We start from the raw sequence: 22828 nt of genomic DNA, 5'->3' as shown, positions 1-22828 counted from the left end.
CGGCTGGTAAGGCCACCGGTTCTCGGCCGGCGGCGGCTGCCCTGCAACACCACCCAGCGTAGACACCCCGGCTCGATCGGGCCTCGGTGCTTCGCCGACTCCCGGCCTGCGGCAGGATGGATGCCACCTGGTACGTACGCTCTACTCGCGCCCGTATGCCAAGACAACCGCTGGAGACACCTGGTGAGTTCCCCAGATCCGCAGGTTCGCGCAGCGCGAAACCGCCCGACCCCGGCCGGTGCGCGCGGGCCCGTCGTCGCCGTGACCGGCGCCGCGACCGGGATCGGCGCGCTGCTCACCGAGCGGCTCGCCGCGTCGGAGGAGGTCAAGCAGGTCGTCGCCGTCGACGAGCGGCGGGGCGACTGCGACGCGGCGCAGTGGCACATCCTCGACGTCCGTGACCCGGCGATCGCCGACAAGCTGCGCGGTGTGGACGTCGTCGTCCACCTCGCGCTCGACCTCGACCTGGGGAGTGACGCCGCCGCCCGGACGGCCTACAACGTGCGGGGCACGCAGACCGTGCTGACGGCCGCCGCCGCGGCCGGGGTGCGCCGCGTGGTGCTGTGCACCTCGGCGATGGTCTACGGCGCGCTCGAGGACAACGAGCTGCCGCTCTCGGAGGACGCGGAGCTGAGGGCGACGGCGGAGGCGACCGGCGTCGGGGACCTGCTCGAGATCGAACGGCTCGCCCGGCGTGCGCCCCGGGCGCATCCGGGGCTCAACGTCACCGTCGTGCGGCCCGCGGTGCTCGTCGGCGGCACGGACACCGCGTTGACGCGGTACTTCGAGTCCCCGCGGCTGCTGGTCGTCGCCGGCTCACGGCCGGCCTGGCAGTTCTGCCATGCCGAGGACCTGGTGAGCGCGCTGGAGTACGCCGTCCTGGAGAAGGTCGACGGCGAGCTGGCCGTCGGCTGCGACGGCTGGCTGGAGCAGGAGGAGGTCGAGGAGCTCAGCGGGATCCGGCGCATGGAGCTGCCCTCGGCGGTCGCGCTGGGCGCCGCCGCCCGGCTGCACCGGATCGGGCTGACGCCCTCCCCGGCCGGGGACCTGGCGTACACGATGTACCCCTGGGTGGTGAGCGGGAGCCGGCTGCACGATGCGGGGTGGCGGCCGCAGTGGACCAACGAGGAGGTCCTCGCGGAGCTGCTGGAGGAGGTGGCCGGACGGCACACCGTCGTCGGCCGGCGGCTCGGGCGCAAGGACGCGACGGCGGCGGGCGCGGCAGGCGCGACGGTCGCTCTGCTGGGTGCGGCGGCCGTCGTACGACGGGCTCGCAAGGCCCGGCGGAGGTGAGCGCGGGGTGCGCGGCCGGCCTTTCCCGCCCCCGCCGCCCGTTCCCTGCCCCGTTCCCCCTCCGGGGGAGGCTAAAGACCGCACACCCTCCCTTCGGCCCTGAAGGGGCCCCGGCCCTCGCGACTCCGGCGGAGCGGGTGCACCCGGACTAGCCGACTTCGGAGGTCGCTCCAAAGAGGTACGCGCGTGTGCCGGGTGATCACGCAGTTTCGCCCGCTCACTGCGGTGCGGCACGATGGAGGTATGGCAGCCATCGACGAGCATCCGGGCGAGCAAGCAGCGCAGGACCCCATCAAGCTGATCGCCATCCGTGACACCGCGCTCTCCCTCGACGAGGTCTTCAGGGCCGTCGGGGACGACTCGGCCGGCGGAACGGCGCTGTTCGTGGGCACGGTCCGCAACCACGACGGGGGCGCCGACGTCGACGCGCTCGGATACTCCTGCCATCCCGGCGCCGAGGCGGAGATGCGGCGGATCGCGGAGAAGGTCGTCGCCGAGTACCCGGTGCGGGCGCTGGCCGCCGTGCACCGGGTGGGGGACCTCGGGGTCGGTGATCTCGCCGTCGTGGTGGCCGTCTCCTGCCCGCACCGCGGGGAGGCGTTCGAGGCCTGCCGGAAGCTGATCGACGACCTCAAGCACGAGGTGCCCATCTGGAAGCACCAGAAGTTCTCCGACGGCACCGACGAGTGGGTGGGCGCCTGCTGAATCCCTCGCCCCACCCGGCCGCCGGCCGTGCCGTCCGTCCGGTTGCGTAACCACACCCCTGCCGTGAGCGTTGTCAGTGCGAATGGTTAATCTGCTGATCAGTCAGTTGCAGTGGCTCATTGGGGTTGGGAGGCCGGCATGGCTGCGCTCGCCTGGTTGTTGATTCCGCTCGTCGCCGCGATCGGCGCCGGTCTGTGGGGCAGTTGGGCCAACCGGACCCGCAAGGCCCGCGGCGACGGTCCCGAGCTGGACGGATACGCGCGCTTCCGTGCGGCCATGGAGAGGCCCCACTCGCATACGTGACCCGGGTGGCAGCCCTGACGGTGCGCTGACAGACGCGTCCCGTAATGTCGAGGCATGCCACGCCGCACCGCGACGATGCTCGCCTCCACCCTGATGCTGATCGCGCTCCTGTGTGCGGGCGTGCTCATCCCCGTGCCGTACGCGGAGATGTCCCCGGGGCCGACGGTGAACACACTCGGCGATCACGACGGCGAGCCGGTGCTCCAGATCTCCGGACGCAGGACATACACGACCTCCGGTCACCTGAACATGACCACCGTGCGGGTCACCAGCGCCGACTACCGGATGAACCTCGTCGAGGCCGTCTACGGGTGGCTCGCGCACGACAACAAGGTCGTCCCGCACGACACGCTGTACCCGGACGGCAAGACCGAGGAGCAGTCCACCCAGGAGAACGCCGAGGAGTTCAGCCAGTCCCAGGAGAGCGCCAAGGTGGCCGCCCTGAAGGAGCTGAACGTCCCGGTGTCGTCCTGGGTGATCGTCTCCACGGTGGTCAAGGGTTCCCCGGCGGAGGGCCGGCTGCACGCGGGTGACGTGATCAAGGCGGTGGACGGCGCGGCGGTGAAACAGCCGGGCGACGTCGCCAAGCTGGTGACCCGGCACAAGCCGGGGGACAAGGTCGTCTTCCGCATCGTCCCGGCGAAGGAACAGGCGGCCGCCGAGAAGGCGAACAAGGCCGCCACGAAGACCCAGGACGTCACCATCACCACAGCGACCTCCGACGACAGCGGCGCGAAGCGGGCCATCGTCGGGATCTCGGCCGGGACGGACCACACCTTCCCGTTCACCATCGACATCAAGCTCGCGGACGTGGGCGGGCCCAGCGCCGGCCTGATGTTCGCGCTCGGCATCTACGACAAGCTCACCCCGGGCAGCCTGACCGGCGGCAAGTTCGTCGCCGGCACCGGGACCATCGACGACGCCGGCAAGGTGGGGCCGATCGGCGGGATCGAGATGAAGACGGTCGGCGCGCGCAGCCAGGGCGCCCAGTACTTCCTGACGCCCGTGGAAAACTGCGCGGCCGCCGCCAAGGACACCCCCTCGGGGCTCAGGCTCGTCAAGGTGAACACCATCGACGACGCCCTCACCGCCCTCGGGGACATTCGCGACGGCGACACCGCGGACCTGCCGAAGTGCACGAAGTAGCCCGGCGGGCTACTCCGCGAACGTCGCCGACAGCGCCTCGGCGAGACCGGGCACCAGGCCCGCGCCGGTGAGGACCTCCGTGGGGGCATCCTTCTCGCGCAGCCGCAGGGCCGAGTCGCGGGTGCCGTCCCGCAGGACGCCCACCGTCATCCGGACCTCCTGACGGTCGGGGTGCTCCCCGACCCACGTCGCGAGCTTCGCGTCGCTCAGGCCCTTCGGGACCTGGGCCTCGGCGGACGGGGGCAGCATCAGCCGCTCCACGGTGAGGGCGCAGCCGACCACCGCGTCGGGCCAGGCGATCGTGGCGAGGAACTCGTCGAGCGGCTTGTCCGTCGGCACCTCCTCCTGCTCGATCGGGGTGAGACCGGTGGTCTCGGGCTCGTCCTGAAGGCCGAGCTGTGCGGCGAGCGACGGTTCCTGGGTCCGCAGCCGAGCGGTGTCTACGAGGGCGAAAAGGCGGGCGGGCTGGTCCCAGCCGAGGCCGGAGGCGTACTCGTCGATCTCGAGTACGGCCCGGGTGAGCGGGCTCGCTGCCATGGGAGTGTTGGACATGGTCACAATCCTGCCTCGTTCATGGGCGGAATCGGGAACCGAGTAAACGGTGAGTAAGTTGCATAGGTGTGGGCCCGCGATCACGGGGGGCCACGAACGGTCCACGAACACGCGGGCCTGACGGATCAATCGCGACTTTCGAGGTGCGCACCTTGGCTTTCCAGATGCCGGACCGCGGCGGAGGCCCCACGGGGCCGCGGATCAGAGTGGGCCGCCCGTCCCGGCGCGTCCGGACCCTGCTCATGACGTTGGGCGTCCTTGCCGTGCTCGGCATGGCGTTCACCATGTTCGCCGGGTTCTGGACGGACTGGCTCTGGTACCGCTCGGTGAACTACTCGTCGGTCTTCACGACCACGCTGTGGACCAAGATCGGGCTGTTCTTCGTGTTCGGCCTGCTGATGGCCCTGGCGGTCGGCTTCAACATCTGGCTGGCCCACCGGCTGCGGCCGCCGCTCAGCGCGATGTCGGTGGAGCAGCAGAGTCTCGACCGCTATCGCATGGGCATCGCGCCGTACAAGACCTGGCTGTTGCTCGGCATCACCGCCCTGGTCGGTCTGATCGCGGGCGCCTCGGCGGCGGGCCAGTGGCGGACCTGGCTGATGTGGGTCAACGGGGTGCCCTTCCACCAGGAGGACCCGCAGTTCCACCTCGACGTGTCCTTCTTCGCCTTCGACCTGCCCTGGTACCGGTTCCTGCTCGGCTTCGGCTTCGCCGCCACGATCCTGTCGCTGATCGCCGCCGCGCTCACCCACTACCTGTACGGCGGGCTGCGCGTCACCAGTCCGGGCGCGCGCGCCACCGCCGCGGCCACCGGCCACCTGTCGGTGCTGCTGGGCATCTTCGTCGCGCTGAAGGCGGTCGCCTACTGGCTCGACCGCTACGGCCTGGCGGTGAAGTCCAGCGACTTCAAGGCCACGGACAACTGGACGGGTCTGAGGTACGTCGACGCCAACGCCTATCTGCCGGCCAAGACGATCCTGTTCTGCATCGCCGTCATCTGCGCGCTGCTGTTCTTCGCCACCCTGTGGCGGCGCACCTGGCAGCTGCCGGTGATCGGCTTCGGCCTGATGGTGCTCTCGGCGATCCTCATCGGCGGGCTGTACCCGGCGATCGTCCAGAAGTTCCAGGTCCAGCCGAACGAGCAGGCCAAGGAAGCCCCGTACGTCGAGAAGAACCTCAAGGCGACCCGTGAGGCGTACGGCATCGACGGCGCGCAGGTCACCGAGTACTCGGGCACCAGCACCACCACGGACAAGGCGACGCTGCGCGACGACGTCGACGCCACGGCGAGCATCCGTGTCCTGGACCCGAACATCGTCTCCCCGACGTACCAGCAGCTCCAGCAGATGCGGAAGTACTACGCGTTCCCGACCAACCTGGACGTGGACCGCTACAACGTGAAGGGGTCCGACCAGGACACCGTCATCGGTCTGCGGGAACTGAACCTCGCGGGCGTCGACAAGCAGAACTGGATCAACAACCACTTCCGCTACACCCACGGTTACGGCGTGGTGGCCGCCAGGGGCACCACCGCCGACGCCGAGGGCCGTCCGCTGTTCACCGAGTCCAACCTGCCCTCCGAGGGCGACCTGGGCACATACCAGCAGCGGATCTACTACGGCGAGAAGACGACCTCGTACTCGATCGTCGGCGGTCCCCAGAAGGAGATCGACTACTCCGACGACGCGGGTGAGAAGACCACCAGCTACACCGGCGAGAGCGGGGTCAACCTCTCCAACCCGGTCAACCGGGCCGCGTACGCGGTGGCGTTCGGCGAGCCGCAGATCCTGTACTCCGGCGCCATCGGCGAGGGCTCGCGGATCCTGTACAACCGCACGCCCAAGGAGCGCGTCGAGGCGGTCGCCCCGTGGCTGACCATCGACGGTGACGCCTACCCGGCCGTGGTCAACCACAAGATCCAGTGGATCGTCGACGCGTACACCACGACGAACGGCTACCCGTACGCCTCCCGTACGACCCTCGGTGACACCACGGCGGACTCGCTGACCGCGACCAACGACAACCGCGCGGTCGTCGCCCAGCAGAACCAGGTCAACTACATCCGCAACTCGGTGAAGGCGACCGTCGACGCGTACACCGGCGAGGTCAAGCTCTACCAGTGGGACACCGAGGACCCGGTCCTGAAGACCTGGATGAAGGCCTTCCCCGGCACGGTGAAGTCCAAGTCGTCCATCTCGACCGACCTGATGGCCCATCTCCGTTATCCGCAGGACCTGTTCAAGGTCCAGCGCGAGCTGCTCACCCGCTACCACGTGAAGGACGCGACCACGTTCCTCAGCGGCAGCGAGGTGTGGCAGGTGCCGGACGACCCGTCCAACAAGTCGGGCGACGCGGTGCCGCCGTACTACCTGAGCATGAAGATGCCCGACCAGAAGGCGCAGGCGTTCTCCCTGACGACGACGTTCACGCCCAACGGCCGGGACAACCTCAGCGCGTTCATGGCGGTCGACTCCGAGGCGGGCACTCCCGACTACGGCAAGATCAGAGTCCTGAAGCTGCCCACCAGTACGACCGTCGACGGACCCAAACAGGTGCAGAGCCAGTTCAACTCCGAACAGGACATCGCCGAGTCCATCAGACTCCTGAAGGGCGGCGACTCCGACATCGAGTACGGCAACCTGCTGACGGTGCCGCTCGACGGGGGTCTGCTCTACGTGGAGCCGGTCTACGTCCGCGGCGGCGGGCTCAAGTACCCGCTGCTGAAGAAGGTGTTGGTGACCTACGGCGGCAACACCGCCTTCGAGGACACCCTGGACGAGGCCCTCAACAAGGTCTTCGGCGCGGAGGGCACGACCCCGCCGCCGACGGACGAGGGCGGCGGCACGACCACGCCACCGCCGACGCCCGCCAACCCGACGGTCCGCGAGGCCCTGGCCGATGCCCAGAAGGCCTTCAACGCCGGCCAGGAGGCTCTGAAGAAGCCCGACTGGGACGCGTACGCCAAGGCGCAGCAGGATCTCGAGGCCGCGCTGAAGCGGGCCGAGGAGGCGCAGACGGCGGCCGACAAGGGGGCCAAGACCGGCAGCAGTCCGAGCCCGACCGGTTCGGCGAGTCCGCGCGCCGGCTCCGGGGCCGCGGGCACCGCCAGTAGCAGTCCGAGTCCCGCTCCCAGCAGCGGCTGATCATCCCCGCCCCGCGTCGTGGTACGGTTGTGGAACACGACGCGGGGTGGAGCAGCTCGGTAGCTCGCTGGGCTCATAACCCAGAGGTCGCAGGTTCAAATCCTGTCCCCGCTACTGAAGACGAAGGCCCGGATCCTTTCAGGATCCGGGCCTTCGTGGTGTGCGAACGCATGTGCCGGGGGTCTGACCGCCGCGCCGCCGTGGGGAGTTGAGCGATTTGTGTTTCACTTGTCTCTCTGTGGGCATGTCGACAAAACGCTGAAGTGACCTTACGGGCCGCGGTATACCAGGTGTACCCGGGTTGCGGGTGGTGCGACGATGGACGTTATGGGGGACAAGGCAACTCTGTTCGAGACAGGGCGGTTTGTGCAGCCTTCCGGTGAGGAAGCGACCCCGGACATGAGCCGGGACGAGACGGCGGACGCCGTCGAGACGGGGGAGGCCGTCGAGGAGATGAGCCTGCGGCTCGCGGCGCAAGCCGGCGACGTCGAGGCCGTGAGTGTCCTCGGGGCCATGTTGCTGCGCCGCGGTGACCTGGACGGAGCCGAGCCCCATCTGCGTGCCGCCACCGCGGAGGGCGACCGGGCCGCCGCCAACAACCTGGGCGTCCTTCTCCACCAGCGCGGTTACCCCGACGAGGCGGCCGGATGGTGGCGGGTCGCCGCCGTCGCCGGCTCCGCCGCGGCCGCGCACGCCCTGGGCCGCCACCGCCGCGAGTGCGGCGACGAACCGGCCGCCGAGTACTGGCTGCGCCAGTCCGCCGAGCAGGGGCACGCGCTGGGCGCGTACGCCCTCGCCGACCTGCTGGAGCACCGCGGGGACCCCGGGGCCGAGCAGTGGATGAGGGCCGCCGCCGAGCGCGGGCACCGTGAGGCGGCGTACCGGCTGGCCCGGGCCCTGGACCACCAGGAGTGCCGGCCGGGTGCGGAGCACCATGAGCACCGGGGCTCCCGCACGGCCGGCGACGCGGACGAGTGCGGGCACGACAGCGGTGACACCGCGCGGGCGGAGGCCGAGCAGTGGTACCGCCAGGCCGCCGCGCGCGGACACCGGCGGGCCGCCCTGCACCTCGGGACGATCCTGGAGAGGCGCGGCGAACTCAAGGAGGCGGGGCGCTGGTACCTGACGTCCGCCAAGGACGGAGAGCCGCGGGCCGCCTGCGCGCTCGGGTTCCTGCTGCGCGACGCCGGTGACACCGAGAGCGCCGCCGTCTGGTGGCTGCGGGCCGCACAGGAGGGCGACGGCAACGCGGCGAACGCGCTGGGCGCGCTGCACGCCGAGCGGGGACAGACCCAGACCGCCGAGCGGTGGTACCGGGCCGCGATGGACGCGGGTGACGACAACGGCGCCTACAACCTCGCCCTGCTCTGTGCCGAGCAGGGCCGCACCGCCCAGGCCGAGCAGTGGTACCGGCGCGCCGCCTACGCCGGACACCGGGAGGCGGCCAACGCGCTCGCCGTGCTGCTGCTCCAGGTCGGCGACACGGCCGGGGCCGAGCCCTGGTTCTCCAAGGCCGCGGAGGCGGGCAGCGTCGACGCCGCGTTCAACCTCGGCATTCTCTTCGCCGGCCGGGGCGAGGAGCCCGTCGCGCTGCGCTGGTACGAGCGGGCGGCGGCCGCCGGGCACACCGAGGCGGCGCTTCAGGTCGGGATCGCGCGACTGCGCGACGGCGACGAGCAGGAGGCCGAACGGCACCTGCGGTGCGCCGCCGGCGGGGGGAGCGCGGAGGCGGCGTACCGGCTGGCGGCCGTGCTGGACGCGCGGCGGCCGCAGCAGCCGGCGCACGAGCTCGGGGAGATCGTCCACGAGAAGACCGAGTGCGAGGAGTGGTACGAGAGGGCGGCGACCCAGGGGCATCGCCGGGCACAGGTCCGGGTCGGGATGCTGGCCGCCGCGCGGGGCGACGTGGTGGAGGCGGCGCGGTGGTACCGGACGGCCGCGGAGGCCGGGTCGCGCAACGGCGCCTTCAACCTCGGCTTGCTGCTCGCGCGGGAGGGAAGCGAGCCCGAGGCCGCCGTGTGGTGGACCCGGGCTGCCGACGCGGGGCACGGGCGGGCGGCGTTGCGGCTCGCCCTCGTCTACGCGCGTCGCGGCGAGCTGGCGGAGGGGCAGCGGTGGGCCGACCGGGCGGTGACACTGGGTCCGGCGGAGGTGGCCGAGCGGGCGGCGCGGTTGCGGGACGCGCTGCGGCAGGAGCTCTCGGCCTGACGGCGCGGGCTCTCTTCCCGACCCCGTGTCTGCTGCCGGCACAGTGCGGTGCCGTGAGGCTCGGACGGGCCTCCGGCCTGCGAAAGGCAGGTACGGGTCGCCCTCCGGCTTACTGATTTGCCTTTGTCCTCCGCCTTCACGTAACGTTGCATTCAACGGCGCGGGGTGGAGCAGCTCGGTAGCTCGCTGGGCTCATAACCCAGAGGTCGCAGGTTCAAATCCTGTCCCCGCTACTGAAGACTGAGGGCCGGAACTCGAAAGAGTTCCGGCCCTCAGTCATGTGCCCTCACGGTGCAGGGCCGAAGTGGCGCAGCAGAGTGCGGGCGGGATCGCCGCCGGTGAAGAGGAAAGCGGGGCGGGGCCGCCGCTACGCCGCGGCGCAGCTCGGGCAGATCCCGCGGTACGTCATCTCGACCTCCGAGACCGAGAAGCCGAAGCGTTCCGAGTCCGGGAGGTCGGCCAGCGGGTTGCCGCTCGGGTGGACGTCCTTGATCGCGCCGCACCGTGCGCACACCAGGTGGTGGTGAGGGCGGTGGGCGTTCGGGTCGTACCGCTTGGCGCGCTTGTCGGTGGCGACCTCGAGGACCTCGCCGAGGGAGACCAGCTCGCCCAGCGTGTTGTAGACGGTCGCCCGGGAGATCTCGGGCAGCCGCACGACGGCCCTCGCGTGCACCTCGTCGGCGGTCAGATGGACGTGTTCGCCCTCGAGCACCTCGGCGACGACGCGCCGCTGTGCGGTCATCCGCCATCCGCGTCCGCGCAGCCGCTCCAGAAGGTCACTCATGGAATCAGCCTAGCAGCCAGTAGGACCAGGTCCCGAACAGGTGTGACTTTAGATCCCTGAGCGACTTGGATGAAGTCCATTGTGCGATCGAGTCGAGTCACGGGTGGTGAGTCGGGCCGAGCGGTGGTGAGCGGCTCCAGACCGCGTCGGTGCCGTCCCCGTGCGGCTGACGGCACCGGACCGCTCGCCGTGAGCGGACGGACGGGCCGCTCGCCGTGAGTGGACGGACGGACGGGCCGGCCCGGCAGGGGTGCCGGGCCCGCCGTGCGCTCAGGCCGGCACCTGCTGCCGGGCCGGCGCCCAGCAGCGGATGATGTCGCGGACCGAGACGATGCCGGCCGGTCCGCCGCGGTCGAGGACGACGAGGTGCCGGAAACCGCCGTGGGCCATGGCGCGTGCCGCCTCCTCGAGGGTCCAGGTCGGGGAGGCGAAGACGACGTCGTTGGTGGTGTGGGCGTGGGTGTGTTCGGTGTCCGGGTCCTGGCCCAGGCCGACCGAGTTGAGGATGTCGCGTTCGGTGAGGATGCCGATGCCTCCGGCGTCCGGGTCCAGGACGACGGCCGCGCCGACCCGGCGGGCGGCCATCAGGGCTGCTGCCTGACGGAGGGTATGGGCGGGGCCGATGGTGAGGACCACCGTGCTCATGGCGTCACGGACGAGCATGGCTGGAGCCACCTCCTAAGAACCCACGGTTGTTCATGGATTCACAAGTTCACAAGTGGGGGGTGCTGTCAGCGTGGCAGGTAAAGCGGGGGTCAACAAGAGGGCGCGCGCAGCCAATTGAGGGCGCGCGCGCTCATCTGTGAGTCTCCGGCGGGTGTTTCAGTGCCGCTCGTTCAGATAGCCCAGCAACTCCTCGTGGAGCAGCCCGTTCGAGGCGGCCGCGTTGCCGCTGTGCGGGCCCGGGCGCCCGTCGAGGCCCGTGAAGGTGCCGCCCGCCTCCGTCACGACGATCGCCGTGGCCGCCATGTCCCAGAGGGAGAGCTCGGGTTCGGCACACAGGTCGACCGAGCCCTCGGCGACCATCATGTACGGCCAGAAATCGCCGTACGCGCGCGTGCGCCACACCTCGCGGGTCAGGTCGAGGAACCCGTTCAGGTGCCCGCGCTCCTCCCACCCGGTCAGCGAGGAGTACGCGAAGGAGGCGTCCGAGAGCTCCGAGACGCGGGAGACGCGCAGCCGGCTCGCGGAGGACAGGCTGCGGCCGGTGTAGGCGCCGTGTCCCTTCGCGGCCCACCAGCGACGGCCGAGCGCCGGCGCCGAGACGACGCCGACCACGGGCTGGTAACCCCCCTCGCCCGCCTCCGTCAACGAGATGAGGGTGGCCCACACGGGGACACCCCGCACGTAGTTCTTCGTGCCGTCGATCGGGTCGACCACCCAACGCCGGGGACCGGTGCCCTGGACGCCGTACTCCTCGCCGATGATGGCGTCCCGCGGCCGGGCCCGCTGGAGCTGGCCGCGGATGAGCTCCTCGGCGGCCTTGTCGGCCTCGCTCACCGGGGTCATGTCCGGTTTGGTCTCGACCTTGAGGTCGAGGGCCTTGAAACGGGCCATGGTCACGGCGTCGGCGGCGTCCGCGAGGACGTGCGCGAGTCGGAGGTCGTCGTGGTAGTCCGGCATGGGACGAACCGTATCCGCCGAAGGTGAGAACGGGCCACAAGGGATCACGGGGTGGACCTGGCGGGCGGGCTCGGAGGCGCGTGGACACGGCCCGCGAACCGCCGGCCGGGCCGCGGACCCTTGACAGTGCACGCGTGCGCGTCAAACCTGGGCGCAGAGCCGCTCGCCCCAGGGAGGCGATGATGCCTGCAGCGCGGGAATCCCTACTGGATGCCGCCTTCAAGGCGCTCGCACACCGGCCATGGGCCGCGGTGCGGATGGTGGACGTCGCCGCGGCGGCCGGGGTGTCCCGGCAGACGCTGTACAACGAGTTCGGCAGCAAGGAGGGCCTCGCCCGGGCGCTCGTCCGACGCGAGGCCGACGGCTACCTCGCGGGCGTCGAACGGGCGCTGGCCGTGCACGGCGACGCCCGGGAGAGGCTCACCGCCACCGCCGAGTGGACCACGTCCGCGGCCCGCGAGAACGTCCTGGTACGGGCCGTGCTCACCGGGTTCTGGAGCGAGCGCCTGCCCTCGCCGACCCTCTCGGCGGTGCCGTCCTCCTCCGCCGTGCCGGCCCAGCGGCGGGCGGACGGGCCGCTGCCGTCGCCCGGCGACCTCGTCGGCGCCGTCCGCGACCGGGCGGTGGCGGTGCTCTCCGGTCCCGGCGCCCTGCGGGCCGACGCCGCCGATCTGGCCCGCTCCTGCGAACTGGCCGTCCGGCTCGCCCTGTCCTGCGTGGCGGCGCCCCCGGCGGGGGAGGGCGGGGTCGCGGAGCTGGTGCGGGGAGCCCTGCAACGACAGCCGGCCGGCCGGAAGGGTCAGTGAGCCGAGCCCGACAGCTGGAGCCCGATGACTCCTATGATCACCAGACTGATCGAGATGAGCTTCAGGGTCGACACCAGGTCGCCGAGGAAGATCATTCCGTAGATCGCGGTGCCCGCCGCGCCGATGCCCGTCCACACGGCATAGGCGGGACCCACGTCCAGCTTCTTCAGGGAGAGGGTCAGCAGACCGAAACTCCCGAGGGCGAAGGCGCAGAAGGCGATGGTGGGCCAGAGCCTCGTGAATCCGTGGGACAGCTTGAGGCATACGGCGAATCCGGTCTCGAGCAACCCGGCCACGACGACCAGCAGCCACGCCATGTGCTGTCCCTCCGTTTGCCCGGCCCGGTCCGGCTCGGTGCGATTATGCACTTACCGGGCTCGGGGGGACGCAAACAACGCGGTGGTCAGCAGGTGAGTCGACCAGGGCGCCGACCGGTGGATCAGTCGCCCTCCGTGCGTTCCCGCGTGGACAGCAGCCGGCGCAGGGAGTACAGCCGTGCCGGGTCGGCATGGCCGTCGGCGACCCACGCGTCCAGCGCGCAGTCCTGCTCGTCGTGACTGCACGCGCGCGGGCAGCCCTCCGTGCCGGGCACCAGGTCGGGGAAGGCGAGGATCACCCGGGACGGGTCGATGTGGGCGAGACCGAAGGACCGTACGCCCGGGGTGTCGATCACCCAGTCGCCGGTGCGCTCCAGCGGGAGCGCCAGCGCCGAGGTCGTGGTGTGGCGTCCGCGGCCGGTCACCGAGTTGACGTGGCCGGTCACCCGGCGCCGCTCCTGCGGGACCAGCGCGTTGACGAGGGTGGTCTTCCCGACTCCGGAATGACCGACGAACGCCGTGACCCGCCCGGTCAGCAGTTCGCGCACCCGGTCCGCCGCGTCGCCGTTCTCCAGCTCCTCGCGGCTCGTCACGACATAGGGGATGTCGAGGTGGCCGTACAGCTCCAGCAGCTTGTCCGGCGAGGCCAGGTCCGACTTCGTCATGACCAGCAGCGGGGTCAGACCGCCGTCGTAGGCCGCGACCAGACAGCGGTCGATCAGCCGGGGGCGGGGCTCGGGGTCGGCCAGGGCCGTGACGACGGCGAGCTGGTCGGCGTTGGCGACGACCACCCGCTCGTAGGGATCGTCGTCGTCGGCGGTGCGGCGGAGCACCGACATGCGCTCCCCGATCCGGACGATGCGGGCGAGGGTGTCCTTCTTGCCGGACAGGTCGCCGACCAGGGAGACCCGGTCGCCCACGACCGCGGCCTTGCGGCCCAGTTCCCGGGCCTTCATCGCGAGGACGATCCGGTCGTCGACGAGACAGGTCAGCCGGCCCCGGTCGACGGTGAGGACCATGCCGTCGGCGGCGTCCTCGTGCTTGGGCCGGATGTGCGTGCGAGGCCGGTTGCCCTTGCGGTTCGGGCGGCTGCGGATGTCGTCCTCGTCGGTGTGCTTGCCGTAGCGGCGCATGGCGAAAGTCCCTATACCCCGAGCATCCCGGTCCACAGGTCGGGGAAGTCCGGCAGGGTCTTCGCCGTCGTCGCCACGTTCTCGATCTGCACACCCTCCACGGCCAGGCCGATGATCGCGCCGGCCGTCGCCATGCGGTGGTCGTCGTAGGTGTGGAAGATCCCGCCGTGCAGCCGGCGCGGACGGATGTGCAGACCGTCGGCGGTCTCGGTGACATCGCCGCCGAGTTCGTTGATCTCCTTGGTCAGCGCGGCCAGCCGGTCCGTCTCGTGCAGACGCAGGTGGGACACGCCCCGCAGGGTGGAGGGGGAGTCCGCGAGGGCGGCGACCGCCGCGATGCCCGGGGTCAGCTCGCCGACGTCACCGAGATCGACGTCGATGCCGTGGACCGAACCCGAGCCGGTGAAGACCAGACCGTAGTCGGCGAGTTCGCAGGAACCGCCCATCTCGGTGAAGATCTCGCGCAGCCGGTCACCCGGCTGGGTGGTACGGGCCGGCCAGTCCGGGATCAGGACCCGCCCGCCCGTCACCAGCGCCGCCGCCAGGAACGGCTGGGCGTTGGACAGATCCGGCTCGATGGTCAGGTCCCGGCCCAGCAGGGCGCCCGGGGTGACCCGCCAGACGTTCGGTTCGCCGCCCGACTCCGGGGTGTCCACCTGGGCGCCGACCGCGCGCAGCATGTCGACCGTCATCCGGATGTGCGGTACGGAGGGCAGCGTGGCGCCGGTGTGGCGAACCTCCACACCCTGGTTGAAACGGGGGGCGGAGAGCAGCAGGGCCGACACGAACTGGGACGAGGACGAGGCGTCGATCTCCACCGTCCCGCCGTCCAGGGCGCCCGAGCCGTGCACGGTCAGCGGCAGCGCGCCGCGGTCGTCGTCGTCGATCCGGGCGCCGAGGACGCGCAGCGCGTCGATGACGCCGTTCAGGGGACGCTCGTACGCGCGCGGGTCGCCGTCGAAGCGGACGGGTCCGTCGGCGAGGGCGGCGACCGGCGGCAGGAAGCGCATCACCGTGCCCGCGTTGCCGACGTCGACGGTGGCCGGACCGCGCAGCCCCGCGGGGAGGATCCGCCAGGCCTCGCCCGAGCTGTCGGGGCCCCCCGCGCCGGAGGAGCTGGACGACACGGTCTCCTCGATGCCGACACCCATCGCGCGCAGGGCGCCGGCCATCAGCAAGGTGTCCCGGGAGCGCAGGGGACGACGCAGCCAGCCGGGCTCGGAGGCCAGGGAGGCGAGGACGAGCGCGCGGTTGGTGACGGACTTCGACCCCGGTACGTGGACCGTCGCGGCGACGGCCTCGCTCGCGTGCGGGGCGGGCCAGAGGGCGGTGTGTGCGGGGTTCGGGGCCATGCAGCCCACTTTAGTGGTCGCCCCGGTGGTCGGCTGTCGTCCGGGGGCGGCGCCGCGGGGGCCGGCCGCGGCCCCGGGCCAAGCCGCCGCAGTCACCTGCCGCGCCCCCGGAACGCCTCCCTCCGGCCTCGCGTCACAGGGCCAGCAGCCACCTGCCCCCGCCCAGCAGCGCGCACAGGCTGACCGCGTGGAAGAGGAAAAGCCACAGGCCTGCCGGCACATGGGTCAGGCGGGACAGCTGGTCCGCGTCCGAGTCGCCCGCACCCCCGCGTGAGCGCTTCGCCTGGAGCTCGAAGGCGGGCCGTACGCCGCCCAGCAGCAGGAACCACACGACCGCGTACGCGAAGGCCGCCTGCACCTGCGGTCCCGCCAGCCAGGACACCAGCAGGAAGGCGCCGCCGGTGAGGACCACCGTGAGCACGCCGTACGCGTTGCGGATCATCACCAGCATCACGAGCAGCAGCGCCGTGGCCACCCAGAGCAGCAGGGTGATGCGGCCGGCGCCGAGGAGGGCGGCGCCGCCCAGGCCGAGCAGCGGGGGAGCGGTGTAGCCCGCGGCGGCGGTGAGGATCATGCCGAGACCGTGCGGCTTGCCCCGGCTGAGGGTCAGGCCGCTGGTGTCGGAGTGCAGCCGGATCCCCGTCAGCTGCCGGCCGGTCAGCAGCGCGACCAGACCGTGGCCGCCCTCGTGGGCGATGGTGATCGCGTTGCGCGATATCCGCCACAGGGTGTGCGGCACGACGACCGCGAGGGCCGCCACCGCCGTGGCGATCACCACCCACAGGTCCGGGTCGGACTGGGTGCCGACGAGACGGTCCCACAGGTCGGGCAGCGCGAGGGCGGCGGTGCTCTCCATGTTTTCTGCTGGCTCCCTTGAGGGTGGTGGCCGGGTGACGGACGGGCCTGGCAGTGTGGCACGTATGTGCGGACGGTATGCAGCGAGTCGCAGGCCCGAGGATCTCGCAGGAGTCTTTGAGATCGAGCGGTGGGAGCCCGAGGAAACCTTGCAGCCCGATTACAACGTGGCGCCGACCAAGGAGGTCTACGCCGTTCTGGACCGTCCCCTGAAGGACGCCGGCGACAAGCGCCCGGTTCGGCAGCTGCGGAAGCTGAAGTGGGGACTGGTCCCCTCCTGGGTGAAGACCCCCGAGGGGGGTGCGCGGCTGATCAACGCGCGCGCCGAGACCGTCCACGAGAAGCCCTCCTACCGTCGCGCCTTCGCCACCCGGCGCTGCGTCCTGCCCGCCGACGGCTACTACGAGTGGGTCACCGGCGTCCAGGAGCGGGACCTGGAGGTCGAGGGGAAGAAGAAGCGGCCGCGCAAGCAGCCCTACTTCGTGCTCCCGGCCGACGGTTCGGTCTTCGCGATGGCCGGGCTCTACGAGTTCTGGCGGGACAGGACCCTGCCCGACGACCATCCGCAGGCCTGGTGGGTGACGTGCTCGGTGATCACCACCGAGGCCGAGACCTCCCCGCTCGCCCTAGCCCCGGCCGAGGGCCCGCACGCCCTCGCCGACATCCACCCCCGGATGCCGCTGATGCTCACCCCGGACCGCTGGGACGCCTGGCTCGACCCGGCGCGGACGGACGTCGACGACCTCCGCTCCCTGCTCGAACCGCCGCCGGCCGGACTGATGCGCGCCTACCCGGTGTCCACGGCCGTCAGCAACGTCCGCAACAACGGCGCGGAGCTGCTCAAGGAGCTGGAGGGGCCCGAGGAGGGCACACTCTTCTGACGTGAGCACCGAAGCGGTCGTGAGCACCGAAACAGCGGAGACCGAGGCGGGTACCGCCCGCATCACCTGGCACCACGCCGCGAAGCCGCGGCTCGTCCTCGCCGTCAGCCACGGCGCCGGGGGCGGGATCGAGGCCAGGGACCTCCGGGCACTCGCCGCCGTGCTGCCCGGACGAGGGGTGAGCGTGGCCCTGGTCGAGCAGCCCTGGCGGGTGGCCGGGAAGAAGGTCGCGCCCGCGCCGAAGACCCTCGACGTCGGCTGGCGCGGGATCTGGCCGGCCGTCGTCGCGCCGGGGCTGCCGGTGATCTCGGGAGGACGGTCGGCGGGCGCGCGGGTGGCCTGCCGTACGGCGGCCGAGCTCGGTGCGCACGCCGTGCTGGCGCTCGGGTTTCCGCTCCACCCGCCGGGCAGGCCGGAGAAGTCCCGGGCCGGCGAACTGCTCGGGGCGGGGGTGCCGACCCTCGTCGTCCAGGGCGGCCACGACCCGTTCGGCAGGCCCGGCGAGTTTCCCGGCGGCGGGTACGAACTGGTGGAGGTGCCGTACGGCGATCACGGGTTCGCCGTGCCCAAGCGGGCCGGGGTCACGCAGCAGGAGACGCTCGAAGTCGTCACCGCCGGAGTCCTGCGGTGGGTCGGGTCCCTCATGTGAACGGGCGGGGAATGTGGAGGGCCCGGGCGCTGTTGAGGCGGACAGAAGTGCTGAACAACCGGCACCGATGTCAGTGGGAGAGGAAGTCCGCCGCATGGGTTCGACCATCTGCCCGAGCCGCAGCAGCCGCACAGATCTGGACTGGACGGTCCTGCACGCGGCGAAGACCGCTCCTATTCGAGCGGCGGCAGCCTCGGGTAGTCGTCTATCCTCCGATTCGAGTGGGATCGGTTTCGGTTCCACCCGCGATCTTGAGGAGGTGGGTCCGGTCACCGGTACCGACGCAGGGACCGACAACGGCCAGGCGGAGCTGCCCGAGGGCCAGGGCGTGAGCGTGGAGCCGGCCGCGGAGTCCACCGCGGAGCGCAGCGCGCGCTTCGAGCGGGACGCGCTCGAGTTCCTCGACCAGATGTACTCGGCCGCGCTGCGCATGACGCGCAACCCGGCGGACGCCGAGGACCTGGTGCAGGAGACCTACGCGAAGGCGTACGCGTCCTTCCACCAGTTCCGTGAGGGCACCAACCTCAAGGCCTGGCTGTACCGGATCCTCACCAACACCTTCATCAACTCGTACCGCAAGAAGCAGCGTGAACCCCAGCGCAGCGCGGCCGAGGAGATCGAGGACTGGCAGCTGGCGCGCGCCGAGTCGCACATGTCCACCGGTCTGCGCTCCGCGGAGTCGCAGGCGCTGGACCACCTGCCCGACTCGGACGTGAAGGCGGCGCTTCAGGCCATCCCCGAGGAGTTCCGGATCGCCGTGTATCTCGCGGACGTAGAGGGCTTTGCGTACAAGGAGATCGCGGACATCATGGGGACACCCATCGGCACGGTGATGTCCCGCCTGCACCGGGGCCGCCGTCAACTGCGCGGCATGCTCGAGGACTACGCCCGTGAGCGCGGGCTGGTCCCGGCCGGTGCCGGAGAGTCGGACGAAGCGAAAGGTTCGGGCTCATGAGCTGCGGAGATCCGCACGAGACGGACTGCAGTGAGGTCCTCGACCACCTGTACGAGTATCTCGACAGCGAGATGCCTCCTCTCGACCGGGACAAGTTCCAGCACCACTTCGAGGAGTGCTCTCCCTGCCTGGAGAAGTACGGGCTGGAGGAGGCCGTGAAGAAGCTGGTCAAGCGGTGCTGCGGGCGGGACGACGTGCCGACCGACCTGCGCGCCAAGGTCATGGGACGGATCGACCTGATCCGCTCCGGCCAGACCGTCCCCGAGCACGACGTGGCGGCGACGCCCCAGGAGACCTGAGCTCCCGTCACTCGAATGTGCTAATCCGCGGGTGATACGCCCGCGGACCCACCCCCGGCCGTCCTAGGCTCCTGAGCCCGGACAGGCACGGCTGGGGGAGGCTCATGGAGGGGATTCCGGCGCGGGCGCGCGTGTACGCCGCCTGTGCCGTCCTCGGCACGCTGCTCTGCACGGTCCCCTCGCTCCCCGGTGCGCCCACCCCGTGGTGGGCCGTCGCCCTGCTCGCCGCCCTGTACGCCGGTGGTGAGCGGATCGCCGGGCGCAGGTTCGCCGGGACCCTCCACCCCGTGCTGCTGGCCGGGGCCTTTCTGCTCGCGCCGTCCGCGGCCGCCCTCGTCCCGCTGCCCGGGGCGCTGTTCTCGCACGTCGAGCGGCGCCCCGTCGCGCTGCGCCGGGTCTGGCGGGCCGCCCATGCGTCGCTCGCCGTGTGGGCCGCCGCCCGGGTGCACGGAGCGCTCGGCGGGCGGGACGCCGTGGTCGGCTCCGACCTGCCGTACGCGCTGGTGCCCGCGGGCGCGGCCGTGCTGGTGTTCTGCGCCGCGCTCGCCCTGCTGGACGGCGGGATGCGGGCGCTCGCCGAGGGACTGCCGCCGCGGCGGCTCTGCCGGGGGCTGTTCCTGCGTTCCCTGGCGCCGCTGGCCGTGCACGGGCTCGCCGGGCTGATGATCGCCGTGCTGTGGCGCAGCCCGTACGGGCCGGTGGCCGCCCTGCTGGTGCTGTTCCCCACCACCGTGTCGTGGTGGGTGTTCGCGCAGTACCACCGGGAGCGGGCCGCCCACCAGGCGACGATCCGGGCCCTGGTGCAGGCCGTCGACATCAAGGACGGCTACACCCGCGGGCACAGCGAACGCGTCGGCCAGGCATCGGTGCTGATCGGGCGTGAACTGGGGATGGACGAGGGCCGGATCGAGATGCTCCGCTTCGCCGGGATCCTGCACGACGTCGGCAAACTCGGCGTCCCCACCCGGCTGTTGCGCAAGGACGGGCCCCTGACACCCGAGGAGCGGCGGGTGATCGAGCTGCACCCCGAGTACGGACACGAGATCACCCGCGGGATCTCCTTCCTCGGCGAGGCACGCTCGGCGATCCTGCACCACCACGAACGCATCGACGGCAAGGGCTACCCCTACGGACTGGTGGGCAGCCAGATCCCCGAACCGGCCCGCGTGGTCGCCGTCGCGGACGCCTTCGACGCCATGACGTCCACCCGGTCCTACAGCAGGGCCCGGCCGGTGCACGTGGCCCTGGAGGAGCTGCGGCGGTGCGCGGGCTCCCAGTTGGACCCCCGGATGGTCGAGGCGCTGACCCACGTCATCACCCGGGACGGCTGGCATCCGGTCGTGACCGCCGAGGAGACCCGGCCGGGCGTCCCCTCGCAGTCCCAGGCCCCTGACGACCGTTCCGGGGCGCACCGATGACCGCCCACCGCTCCCATGTGGCCCTCTTCGCCGTGGCCGCCCTCCTCGTCCTCGTCTCCCTCCTCGTCACGTTCATGACGGGCGTCGAGGAACGCCCCGTCGCACTCGCCTTCGGGATCCTCGTCGCCGCCGGTGAGCTGACCCGCCCGCAGAGCGGCCCCCTGCTGCGCGAGGCGGCACCGCTCGGCGCCGCGGCCTCACTGTCGTACGCGCTGGTCGGCGGGCATGCCGGGCATCCCACGCACCACGGGGTCGCCCAGGTCGTGGCGGTCGTGGTCGCCGCCTCGCTGCTGGGCAGCGTGCCGCACCTGGCGCGCGGACAGGGACCCGTCCTCGATCACCTGGTCCGGCGGGTCCTGGCCGTCGGGTTCGCCGCCGTCTGTTTCCAGCCCTTGCACAACCGCGGGGTGTTCGACGGCTGGAGCGGCCCCGCCTACGCGCTGCTGCTGCTCGCGCTGCTCGTCCTGACCGTCCTGTGCGACGCCGTCGTCGCCGCCGCGCTCGCCCGCTCCCGCACCGGCTGGCCGTTCGGCCCGCTGCTGAGGGACGAGCTGCGGGGGGTGCCCGGCATCGGCTCGGCGGTGTGCGCGACGGGCGCGGTGATGGCGCTCGCGGTGGCCGTCGTCGGATTGTGGGCGCTGCCGGTGTTCTCGGTGCCGCTGCTGCTCACCCAGCTGTCCCTGCGCCGGTACGCCGCGGTGCGGGACACCTACCGGCAGACCATCGCCTCCCTGGCCCGTGCCACCGAGATCGCCGGGTACACACCGCCTGGGCACGCCCGCCGGGTCGCCGCCCTCAGCCAGGCCGTGGGCCGGGACCTGGGGCTGCCGGAGCCCGAGCTGACTGTTCTGGAGTACGCGGCCCTCATGCACGACATCGGCCAGCTCAGCCTGGTGGACCCGGTCCCCGCCGGGGCCACCGCGGGGCTCCCCGTGGTGCAGCAGCGGCGGATCGCGCTGCTCGGCGGGGCCGTCGTGCGCCAGACCGGGGCGGGCGCCCAGGTCGCGGCGGTCGTCGAGCGGCAGGCCGACCCCTACCCCGACCAGCCGGTGGCCGCCCGCATAGTCCGGGTGGTGAACGCATACGAGGAGAAGGTCCGGGGCAGGGGACCGGGCGGGCCGCTCACCGCCCTGGAGGAGCTGCGCCTCGGCACCGGCGGGGAGTATGCGCCGGAGGTGGTGGAGGCTCTGGCCAGGGTGCTGTGGAACGCGGGGGCGGCGCGCTGGGGGCGCCCCCCGGCGTTCAGCCCCGCAGGAGCCCCGGGCAGGGTGGTGGCGGGCGACGAGCGCCCTGTCTGACCTTGTCTTCGGGTGGGTAACCCATGGGTAATGAGCGGCCCTCCGGCCACACGTGGTTGGATGCGAGGGAGAGAGTGTCCGGGGGCACTGGCCAGCCCACAGAACGGAACTGGCAGGCGGGAATCGTGAGGATCTTCGGCAAGGGACGGCACCGGCCCTCCGCCTCCTGGCGGCAGGCCACCGACCGCGCGTTCACGCTGATCGGTGACGGGCGGTACGAGGACGCGGGCGCGCTGCTGACACGTGCCGCCGACCTGGAACCGTGGCTGTCCGAGTCCTGGTTCAACCTCGCCCTGCTGCACAAGTTCCGGCACGACTGGGAGCAGGCCCGTACCGCGGGGCTGCGTGCCGTCGCCCTCCTCGACCGCGAGGCCGGAGCCCCCGACTGGTGGAACGTCGGTATCGCGGCCACCGCCCTCCAGGACTGGCCGCTGGCCCGCCGCGCCTGGCAGGCGTACGGGCTGCGGGTGCCGGGGGACGCCACGGGCGCCGGCGAGCCCGTCGGTATGGAGTTGGGCAGCGCGGCCGTACGGCTGTCGCCCGAGGGCGAGGCGGAGGTCGTGTGGGGGCGGCGGCTGGACCCTGCCCGGATGGAGGTCCTGTCGATCCCGCTGCCCTCGTCCGGGCGGCGCTGGGGCGAGGTCGTGCTGCACGACGGGGTGCCGCACGGCGAGCGGACCACCTCGACGGGCCACTCCTACCCGGTCTTCGACGAGATCGAGCTGTGGGCGCCGTCGCCCGTGCCGACCTGGGTGGTCCTGCTGGAGGCGGCCACCGAGTCCGACCGGGACGCGCTGGAGCAGCTGGCGGCCGACGCCGGCTTCGCGGCGGAGGACTGGTCGTCGTCGGTGCGACTGCTGTGCCGGATGTGCTCGGAGTCCCGGATGCCCTCCGACGAGGGTGACGGCGAGCATCTCGACCCGCACGACCACAGCGAGCCGGGGCACCCGGGGCCGCTCGGTCACCGGACCGACGGGCAGTTGTGGGTGCCGGAACGCGAGTGTGGTGTGGCCGCCCCGGCCTCCCTCGTGCGGGGACTGCTGGACGGCTGGGTCGCGGACAGTCCGGACTCGCGTGACTGGCGGGATCTGGAAGAGGTCTGCTAGAG

General features: G+C 71.8%; 22 protein-coding genes and 2 tRNA genes. 16 read left to right on the top strand and 8 right to left on the bottom strand.

Translation table 11 applies throughout. The features are described 5' to 3' along the window. The first annotated feature begins 183 nt into the window (after positions 1-183). The 4 genes from OHS71_RS14605 (at position 184) to OHS71_RS14590 (ending at position 3447) form a co-directional block, all read left to right on the top strand. The gene (locus OHS71_RS14605; RefSeq protein ID WP_328479811.1) at positions 184-1293 is read left to right on the top strand and encodes an SDR family oxidoreductase; all 1110 of its coding nucleotides are present in this window, start codon (positions 184-186) and stop codon (positions 1291-1293) included. A gap of 243 nt (positions 1294-1536) precedes the next feature. Next, on the top strand, positions 1537-1998 hold the full coding sequence (locus OHS71_RS14600; RefSeq protein ID WP_328479810.1) for a molybdenum cofactor biosynthesis protein MoaE: 462 nt from the start codon (positions 1537-1539) through the stop codon (positions 1996-1998). 138 nt (positions 1999-2136) lie between these two features. Next, positions 2137-2301: a hypothetical protein gene (locus tag OHS71_RS14595; protein ID WP_328479809.1), complete on the top strand. Its 165-nt coding sequence runs from the start codon at positions 2137-2139 to the stop codon at positions 2299-2301. Between the two features lie 54 nt (positions 2302-2355). Continuing rightward, the gene (locus tag OHS71_RS14590; RefSeq protein WP_328479808.1) at positions 2356-3447 is read left to right on the top strand and encodes a YlbL family protein; all 1092 of its coding nucleotides are present in this window, start codon (positions 2356-2358) and stop codon (positions 3445-3447) included. 9 nt (positions 3448-3456) lie between these two features. Here the strand turns inward: OHS71_RS14590 and OHS71_RS14585 are convergent, their stop codons facing one another. Then, the gene (locus tag OHS71_RS14585) at positions 3457-3999 is read right to left on the bottom strand and encodes a PPA1309 family protein (protein WP_328479807.1); all 543 of its coding nucleotides are present in this window, start codon (positions 3997-3999) and stop codon (positions 3457-3459) included. Positions 4000-4163: 164 nt separating this feature from the next. Here OHS71_RS14585 and OHS71_RS14580 point away from each other — a divergent pair, with 164 nt between their 5' ends. From OHS71_RS14580 to OHS71_RS14565, 4 genes are all read left to right on the top strand, one after another. Next, the gene (locus tag OHS71_RS14580) at positions 4164-7142 is read left to right on the top strand and encodes a UPF0182 family membrane protein (RefSeq protein ID WP_328484514.1); all 2979 of its coding nucleotides are present in this window, start codon (positions 4164-4166) and stop codon (positions 7140-7142) included. Between the two features lie 40 nt (positions 7143-7182). Continuing rightward, positions 7183-7256, top strand: a tRNA-Met gene (locus tag OHS71_RS14575). A gap of 204 nt (positions 7257-7460) precedes the next feature. Next, positions 7461-9350, top strand: a complete 1890-nt coding sequence (locus OHS71_RS14570; protein ID WP_328479806.1) for a tetratricopeptide repeat protein — start codon at positions 7461-7463, stop codon at positions 9348-9350. Positions 9351-9509: 159 nt separating this feature from the next. Next, positions 9510-9583: transfer RNA gene (locus tag OHS71_RS14565), tRNA-Met, on the top strand. Positions 9584-9717: 134 nt separating this feature from the next. Here the strand turns inward: OHS71_RS14565 and OHS71_RS14560 are convergent. The 3 genes from OHS71_RS14560 to hisN all read right to left on the bottom strand — a co-directional run bounded on the left by OHS71_RS14560 (position 9718) and on the right by hisN (position 11757). After that, positions 9718-10134, bottom strand: coding sequence for a Fur family transcriptional regulator (locus OHS71_RS14560; protein ID WP_328479805.1), 417 nt, complete (start codon positions 10132-10134; stop codon positions 9718-9720). Between the two features lie 270 nt (positions 10135-10404). After that, a complete protein-coding gene (locus OHS71_RS14555; protein WP_328479804.1) occupies positions 10405-10797 on the bottom strand; it encodes a CBS domain-containing protein in 393 nt (130 codons plus the stop codon). A gap of 159 nt (positions 10798-10956) precedes the next feature. Beyond that, the gene (gene hisN / locus OHS71_RS14550) at positions 10957-11757 is read right to left on the bottom strand and encodes a histidinol-phosphatase (RefSeq protein WP_328479803.1); all 801 of its coding nucleotides are present in this window, start codon (positions 11755-11757) and stop codon (positions 10957-10959) included. Positions 11758-11936: 179 nt separating this feature from the next. On the opposite strand from hisN, the gene OHS71_RS14545 reads away from it, so the two are divergent. Beyond that, the gene (locus OHS71_RS14545) at positions 11937-12563 is read left to right on the top strand and encodes a TetR/AcrR family transcriptional regulator (RefSeq protein ID WP_328479802.1); all 627 of its coding nucleotides are present in this window, start codon (positions 11937-11939) and stop codon (positions 12561-12563) included. Here OHS71_RS14545 and OHS71_RS14540 read toward each other — a convergent pair. The 4 genes from OHS71_RS14540 to OHS71_RS14525 form a co-directional block, all read right to left on the bottom strand. Beyond that, the gene (locus OHS71_RS14540) at positions 12557-12880 is read right to left on the bottom strand and encodes a DMT family transporter (protein WP_328479801.1); all 324 of its coding nucleotides are present in this window, start codon (positions 12878-12880) and stop codon (positions 12557-12559) included. The genes OHS71_RS14545 and OHS71_RS14540 overlap by 7 nt on opposite strands. A 122-nt stretch (positions 12881-13002) precedes the next feature. Beyond that, a complete protein-coding gene (rsgA, locus tag OHS71_RS14535) occupies positions 13003-14013 on the bottom strand; it encodes a ribosome small subunit-dependent GTPase A (protein WP_328479800.1) in 1011 nt (336 codons plus the stop codon). A gap of 11 nt (positions 14014-14024) precedes the next feature. Then, the gene (gene aroA, locus OHS71_RS14530; RefSeq protein ID WP_328479799.1) at positions 14025-15365 is read right to left on the bottom strand and encodes a 3-phosphoshikimate 1-carboxyvinyltransferase; all 1341 of its coding nucleotides are present in this window, start codon (positions 15363-15365) and stop codon (positions 14025-14027) included. Positions 15366-15498: 133 nt separating this feature from the next. Further along, entirely contained in the window at positions 15499-16221 is a 723-nt protein-coding gene (locus tag OHS71_RS14525; protein ID WP_328479798.1) for a M50 family metallopeptidase, read from the bottom strand. 64 nt (positions 16222-16285) lie between these two features. Between OHS71_RS14525 and OHS71_RS14520 the strand changes: the two genes are divergently transcribed. From OHS71_RS14520 to OHS71_RS14490, 7 genes are all read left to right on the top strand, one after another. After that, on the top strand, positions 16286-17101 hold the full coding sequence (locus tag OHS71_RS14520) for an SOS response-associated peptidase (protein ID WP_328479797.1): 816 nt from the start codon (positions 16286-16288) through the stop codon (positions 17099-17101). A gap of 1 nt (position 17102) precedes the next feature. Further along, complete coding sequence (locus tag OHS71_RS14515) at positions 17103-17750, top strand: alpha/beta hydrolase family protein (RefSeq protein ID WP_328479796.1); 648 nt, start codon at positions 17103-17105, stop codon at positions 17748-17750. Between the two features lie 94 nt (positions 17751-17844). Continuing rightward, the gene (locus OHS71_RS14510; RefSeq protein ID WP_398148060.1) at positions 17845-18705 is read left to right on the top strand and encodes a sigma-70 family RNA polymerase sigma factor; all 861 of its coding nucleotides are present in this window, start codon (positions 17845-17847) and stop codon (positions 18703-18705) included. Beyond that, positions 18702-19004 carry a mycothiol system anti-sigma-R factor gene (gene rsrA, locus OHS71_RS14505; RefSeq protein ID WP_328479794.1) on the top strand — a complete coding sequence of 101 codons (303 nt, stop codon included), beginning with the start codon at positions 18702-18704 and terminating at the stop codon, positions 19002-19004. The genes OHS71_RS14510 and rsrA overlap by 4 nt, the downstream gene beginning before the upstream one ends. 104 nt (positions 19005-19108) lie before the next feature. Beyond that, positions 19109-20422 (top strand): HD-GYP domain-containing protein, encoded by a 1314-nt coding sequence (locus OHS71_RS14500; RefSeq protein ID WP_328479793.1) that lies wholly within the window; start codon positions 19109-19111, stop codon positions 20420-20422. Beyond that, positions 20419-21720: an HD-GYP domain-containing protein gene (locus OHS71_RS14495; RefSeq protein WP_328479792.1), complete on the top strand. Its 1302-nt coding sequence runs from the start codon at positions 20419-20421 to the stop codon at positions 21718-21720. Before OHS71_RS14500 ends, OHS71_RS14495 begins: the two co-directional genes overlap by 4 nt. Before the next feature lie 125 nt (positions 21721-21845). Next, positions 21846-22826 carry a tetratricopeptide repeat protein gene (locus OHS71_RS14490; RefSeq protein ID WP_328479791.1) on the top strand — a complete coding sequence of 327 codons (981 nt, stop codon included), beginning with the start codon at positions 21846-21848 and terminating at the stop codon, positions 22824-22826. Positions 22827-22828: the final 2 nt, after the last annotated feature.

It is taken from the genome of Streptomyces sp. NBC_00377 (genome assembly GCF_036075115.1).
In the GTDB taxonomy this organism is placed as follows: domain Bacteria; phylum Actinomycetota; class Actinomycetes; order Streptomycetales; family Streptomycetaceae; genus Streptomyces.
Note: the sequence above shows the minus strand (reverse complement) of the source record. Positions and strands in the feature narration are given on the sequence as shown.